5 protein-coding genes are annotated in these 4927 nt (G+C 62.7%); 2 read left to right on the forward strand and 3 right to left on the reverse strand.

The window, feature by feature from the left end; translation table 11 throughout:
- Positions 1–307: 307 nt before the first annotated feature.
- Together HII28_RS19770 and HII28_RS19775 are read right to left on the reverse strand one after the other, a co-directional pair.
- Positions 308–1684 (reverse strand): DUF1254 domain-containing protein, encoded by a 1377-nt coding sequence (locus HII28_RS19770; protein WP_205865125.1) that lies wholly within the window; start codon positions 1682–1684, stop codon positions 308–310.
- Between the two features lie 196 nt (positions 1685–1880).
- Positions 1881–2375: a hypothetical protein gene (locus HII28_RS19775; RefSeq protein ID WP_170027668.1), complete on the reverse strand. Its 495-nt coding sequence runs from the start codon at positions 2373–2375 to the stop codon at positions 1881–1883.
- A gap of 468 nt (positions 2376–2843) precedes the next feature.
- Between HII28_RS19775 and HII28_RS19780 the strand changes: the two genes are divergently transcribed.
- The gene (locus tag HII28_RS19780; RefSeq protein ID WP_170027670.1) at positions 2844–3503 is read left to right on the forward strand and encodes a hypothetical protein; all 660 of its coding nucleotides are present in this window, start codon (positions 2844–2846) and stop codon (positions 3501–3503) included.
- A gap of 120 nt (positions 3504–3623) precedes the next feature.
- Here the strand turns inward: HII28_RS19780 and HII28_RS19785 are convergent, their stop codons facing one another.
- Positions 3624–3869: a hypothetical protein gene (locus HII28_RS19785; protein WP_170027672.1), complete on the reverse strand. Its 246-nt coding sequence runs from the start codon at positions 3867–3869 to the stop codon at positions 3624–3626.
- A gap of 370 nt (positions 3870–4239) precedes the next feature.
- Here HII28_RS19785 and HII28_RS19790 point away from each other — a divergent pair, with 370 nt between their 5' ends.
- A complete protein-coding gene (locus tag HII28_RS19790) occupies positions 4240–4815 on the forward strand; it encodes an HIRAN domain-containing protein (protein ID WP_205865126.1) in 576 nt (191 codons plus the stop codon).
- Positions 4816–4927 lie beyond the last annotated feature (112 nt).

Genomic DNA, 4927 nt, shown 5'->3' on the forward strand with positions numbered 1-4927 from the left:
CTGTCAAGCGCACTGCGCATACCGGGTCGCCGACAACCTTCCGGGACTGGGCCGAACGTGAACTCAAGCCGCTCGTTGTCAGCTGAACTGGGTCCAGCGCCCACTCTCGCCCGCAAGCGCTCAAGTCCTCGGACCCCCGCCCTTCCCACAGTCGGGAACGCGGCCCGTAGGCGGATCCACTTCCGCGCATGCCTCAAGGCGCGGACGCCTGAGCTGCCACGGCCGCGCGTAACCGGCCGGATCAAGGCGGGCCGAGTTGTTGCCCACTTTGGGTGATGATCGTTGGCGGGCGATGGTGCCGTGGAGTTCAGGCTTGGGTGATGTCGGGGAGACTCCACGTCGTGTCGAACGCGGGTTGTTCGGGTCCGTAGATGCGGAAGTAGGTGAACCATCCGGCGTCGGGGATGGTTTTGATCCATTTCTGCTCGGCGTCGCGGGGTGGGTTGGGTCCGAAGTGGAGGGTGATCGAGTCCTCGTTGCCGAGATTGTCGAGGTCGAAGAGGGAACTGATCAACGCGTTGCCCTGGTCGGTTTGGATCTGGCTACGTGTGCGGGCGTCGTAGACCGTGACGCTCCAGAAGAGCTTGCCCGGTACGGGTAGTGGCACGGTGAGCGTGTAATTGTTGGAGCCGTTCAGGTACGCACCAGTGGAGTCTCGGGAGCCGAGCCAGTAGAGCGATCCGGCCTTGGTATCGCGGCGGAACATGGCCGGGCTCGCCCCGATGGCCTGGAAGAACCACTTGTCACGCGCTTCACTGTCCAGAGCTTGCGGACCTTCGAAGTCACCGTTCTCGAAGCGCAGCGCCGCCCATTCCCATTGGATGCCGGGCCACACGACACGGTCGGGGCGACGGTCTGCGAGCGACTCCACCCGCAACTGGGCATCCGCTTCCACCGCTGCCGCCTCCAGAATCCGGCGCATCCGTTCATCCGGTGCGAACAATGAGCCCTTCTCGATCCCCAACGCGCCAAGCTCGCCGTACGCAACCGCGAACCTTTCCAGCGGAGGCTCGGTCTGCACGATCTCATTCAGCGCCTCCCAGAAGGCGAAACTCCCCTCGACCGCGTTCGGGGTGGTGTCCTGCGGCAACGAGTCCAGATCAATGAACTCCGGCTCCACCCAGTCCGCCCCCGGCGTCAGCGGGTGTACTGCCACCGTCGACAATCGCGCCGTCGCCGCCGGAACATCCCCACCAAGCGGAAGCGATCGGATGCCCACAATCACCTTGTTCGTTGACGAGCGCCCCACATGGAACCCGCCCGGGATCTCACCGTCGAATCCGGGCGGAAGCAACAAGTGCTTGCCGCCGGCACCAGCGTCCGGACCCGGCAGACCCATATCGAGCACCCACCGCTGGTTCAGATCCATCGCGATGCAGATCAGCGGACCTGCCGGCATCTCGATCACGAACGGGCCGTCGGTCAGATCCAGCAACAGCGGTGCGTACGGGGTGTCCGAATTCAACGTCAATCCGACATGCATCGGCTTGGTCGCCAGAGTGCCGAACCTCTCATTCAGCTCCAGGCCAAGCACCGCGTTGCCACGCATGATCGCCAACCCAGACACCGTCGGGAAAAACAGTCGATAACACTGGATCGCACGGTTCAAATCCACCGCGTCATACGCCGCCCGCACCGTCTCCGGCGTCGGATACCCACCCACGAACTCGTACTCAGAAACCACCCCGGCCCCCAACCCTGAACGTGCCCAACAAGGCCACCAAGCGCGACACTACCGGCACGACCAGCCCGGCCACCCCACCAGATCAACATTCACACGATTACCGGTCCCCGACTGACGCATCTAGGGCGACGTGGACGAGGGATGCCGGCGCGCGGTTTTCGGCCCGCTCGCGGACCCTTGATCGGGCGCTCGTTGGCTAGGGGCATGGATTGTCCGATTCAGGTGAGTTGCTCGCGGGAGGCTGTCCAGGGTTGACTTCCTGTCCGGCCGTTCCGACAACCGCAGTGACCGCAGCGAGGTGCCGGCGCAGACTCGTTCCTTTGCTGATGTGCGGAAGCGCATAGGCGAAGTACTGCAGCGGCGCGTTCAGCACGTACTCATGCCCGCTGTGGTGGAACTCGAACCGCAGCCCCTCCAAGTTGTACATGCCTTGCATGGACTTGGCGATCACGACCGATGTCAGGTCCGCTGTCGCGACTTGCACGATCAGGCGGGACCGGAAGATACCTCCGTAGACGTTGACAATGTCACTTTCAACCGCGAGGAAGAGGAACATGCGAAAGTTCAGTCTCGCCCGCAGACCCTCTGGGTCAAGTGTTGCAAGCGAGGCGATGTCGTCGAGAACGCGCGGCGATACATTCACCTGAAGCACCACCGACCCTGGACACATCCTGGCGATGGTACGGGTCACGGCGTGGGAGCGTGATGCGAAAAACACGAATATCACGACCAGGATGGCTAGTGCACCCACGAGTCCGGCAAGCAAGCTGGAACCAGTCCCTTGGGACAAAACGACCCGGAATTGCAACACCGACCAGATCACGAGCCCCGCTGCAACGACCCATGGGATCTCCCTTCTGCGATCCGGCGCACCTCGTGTGCTGGCCGATGCCTTGGACGGCGTGGTAGAGGAAGTCGCCTGCTGGTCGGGCTTGGCGCCTCCCCGGTCAGTCACGGGTTGCCCACCAACGCAGAAGCTCCATCGCCATGGCCGCATCGTACGGCTACGGGTGGCCGCACACGTTACACTTCCCGGCCAACCGGTTAGGGATCCCGTTGCGGGCTGCTGAGTCTGGTTGTTTGTTCTGGGATGATCTGCCCATGGGTGTTGTGGTCGGGTCGGTTCCCGCTTCCGAGTTCTGCTGAGGTCACGAGTTTCGTGGACCTCGAGTTGCCTTCGGATGCGCCGGTAGTCGCAGAGATCCCGCTGCCTCCGTTTGCTGACACCGCTGAGCATCGTCGGTACGTGCGGATGCTCCAACTGCATCTGGCGTTGCTGGACGACGGCGATCCCGCGCTCTCGACGATCGCCGTGTCCGCAGCGCTGGAAGATGCTCTCGCACGTGACACTGAATCTGACCCGTGGTTGACACCCCTGGAATGCTCTGTCAGCCTGACGAGCTGGTTTCCCGCCCCGTGGACCCCTGAAGCCCTTGCCCGTCCCTTGTCGCGCGAGCACCGCGATCCTCCGGTATTTGCGGATGGCGCTTGGCGTTGGCTCTTCGATCCCGACTTCACCGCCCGTGCCGGGATAGACGGCGGCTGGGAGATAATCCGCCACGAACGAGGCAGCCGCAGCGTTGCTACCGTCCAAACCGATCGCGCGCTGACCACCCTTTGGATGAGTCACTTCCGCACCAAGTTCGCCTTTCCTCTCGGGCATGCCGTCCAGCCAGCCGATCTCGAAACGCTGACTCAAGCATCAATCGCCGTCAAAACAGCAGACGCCACAGACGCGGCAAGGCCGTACCGCAGCTCATGGCGTCGAATGCGCGACGAAACGATTACCGCGACCGGTGACCAAGACACAAACGGATAGGCGCGCTGACGGATCCTCCAGCGCGCTCGGGAGATCTGGCTAGTCAGCCCGTGAGCTGACGTGGCGGTAAGGGTGTGCCTTGCCGTTGATACATGACGGCAAGGCACACCTACACAGCTCCTATTGATCCCGGTTGCCGTTTCGAACGGAGTTCCAGATGTAACCGAGGGCCAGCCCGATCGTCAGGGTTGCAAGTCCCATGACAGCTAGCGCCCCTGCCTGCACGTATTGACTCGGATCGTCCGCCGCGATCGCGATGACCACGCGTACGACAGCGATCAGCCAGATGATTCCTGCGCCGACCAGCAGGGTCCCGTTGAACCAATGGGGGCGGAGGATAAGCTCACGTGTTTCGTGGGCGTTCACAATCCCGGTTCCTTTCGCATGTCAGGCAGCTATTGTGCCCAGCAAATGACACCGTAGCCAACTGCTTCGACCCCGGTGCCGTTAGTGTTGCACGCTGTCAAGGCGGCCGCTCCGATCGAGTCCGCTCTGGCGGCTTCTCGTGGTGTGGCCGGCGGTGTGTGGTCCTGTTGCTGGTTGGGTGCGCGGGGTTTGCGGCGGGGCGGCCCGGAAGCTGGCGTGGGCGAGTCGGCTGGTCTGCAGCGTGCGGACGTCGATCTGTCGTTCGCCGGGTTGTGTCGTTTCGAGGTCACCCAGCGCCAGCTCGGCTAGCCGACCATCACACCCCGTTCGAGTGGTACCGCAGCCACGAAGAGTTGCCTACTCTCGTCAGATGCCTCTCACGCCGAAGCAGCGAATTATTACGACCACCGGGTTGACCATGGCGCAGGCAACCAAAGGCCTCGCAGCAGAGATGGCAAAGCTCCCCGGAACATTTCGAGTGGTCTCGCTCAGCATTGCCACCCTCGTAATGAAGCAAGTCGGCGGGATGTTCACGTTCGAGGCTGTGGCCGTCGTCGAGCAATGCGACGACACACCACATGCCGAGGTGGTTGCCCGGATCGAGAAGGTCCAGTACTCGAGCCTCCGTGTCCAGGTCCTTGCCGGAGGGAAGAGCAATCGCGTCAAAGTCGTGGCAACGAAGCGATGGGTCAACGACTCGGAAAGAGCCAAGCTAGCTGATCGCGAGTTCCTTCTTAGGCGTGAGCCGGATAACCCAGCGGATCGCAACGCGATTGCGGTGTTCTCGCATGAGCGAAAGCTCGGTTACGTACCCGCGGTCGAGGCGCATCAGCTAAGCCCACTCCTCGACAAGTTCGCGACCGTCGATGGGTTCGTCGTGGACGGCGCGACTCAGGATGACGACAACGAGATGTCGTTCTTCGTCGATCTACCTGAGCTCGAGTAATCCCGAGCGACTAATCACTCGGGCGACCGGCTCCCTTCCCGCTGCCGGCGCTGGGTCACGATGTCGGCGAACACGACACGTGGCGGCTGGTAGTCCAAGGTGTCATGTCGGG

It is taken from the genome of Planctomonas sp. JC2975, from assembly GCF_012985205.1.
In the GTDB taxonomy this organism is placed as follows: domain Bacteria; phylum Actinomycetota; class Actinomycetes; order Actinomycetales; family Microbacteriaceae; genus Humibacter.